The sequence below is a fragment of the Methylobacterium sp. J-088 genome (assembly GCF_022829295.1).
Taxonomy (GTDB): domain Bacteria; phylum Pseudomonadota; class Alphaproteobacteria; order Rhizobiales; family Beijerinckiaceae; genus Methylobacterium.
Genome location: NZ_JAKSYH010000002.1, coordinates 1 through 833, shown reverse-complemented (window position 1 = coordinate 833; position 833 = coordinate 1). Strand labels below are relative to the sequence as shown.

General features: G+C 70.7%; 1 pseudogene. It reads right to left on the bottom strand.

The window, feature by feature from the left end:
- Window positions 1–833, bottom strand: a pseudogene (locus tag MKK63_RS00005) (hypothetical protein); the annotation flags it as partial.

Sequence of the window (833 nt, the reverse complement as noted above, 5' to 3'; positions counted from 1 at the left end):
GACCCCTCGACGATCCGCCGGTTCGCGTCCGCAAAGGCCCGCTCCCGGGCGACTGCGTCGACGACCTGCTGCGTCGGCGCCTCACCGTGCAGCATGCCCATCTTGGCGGTGTTGAACCCACCCTCGCCCTGCAGGGTGCTGGACAAGGCCGCGAGGTCGTTGGCGTTCGTGCCGAGGATCCGGCCAATATCGGCTCGGTTGCCCCGAGCCATGGCGGCACGCTCGGCCGGCGACATGGCCGCGAGTTGCGCCTGTAGATCCTGCGGGAACAAAGCGGTCGGCCCCGAACGCATCACCTCGTTGTATCCAGCCTCCGCGGCATCGGCCTGGCGGGCGAACTGCGCCGAGGCGTCGTTGGCCGCGCCGTAACCCGGCACCTGATCGCGCAGATGCTGGTTCAACTGCCCGCGCACGTCCCGGACGGCGCTCTGCTGACGCTGGAGAGAACCGGGCTGGATCCCGAGTTCCGGCGCCCCGTAGTTGATCAGGTTGTCGAGTTCCTGCTTCACCCCGTGGAGGCGCTGCGGATTGCTCTCCATCGTCACCCAGCCGGTCTGCGGGTCTTCGTGAGCGAGGAGCCCGCGAGCGCGCTGTAGGGCGGCTGCCTCGCCGCCAACGGCCGTCTGCAGCCGCTGGTCGATCGACGACAGCACCGGACGGATGTCGACCGGGTTCGAGGCATTGCGCACGGCGTCGCCGATCGCGGTGTTGGGCACGCTGCGCAGCGCCTTGACCTGGGCGTCCAACTCCCGCGGGCTGCTGGCGGGGCCGAGGGCGCCATCCACGTCGGCGGCGAGGCGTGCTGTCGTGCCGGCGTCGCGGGCGCGGATCGG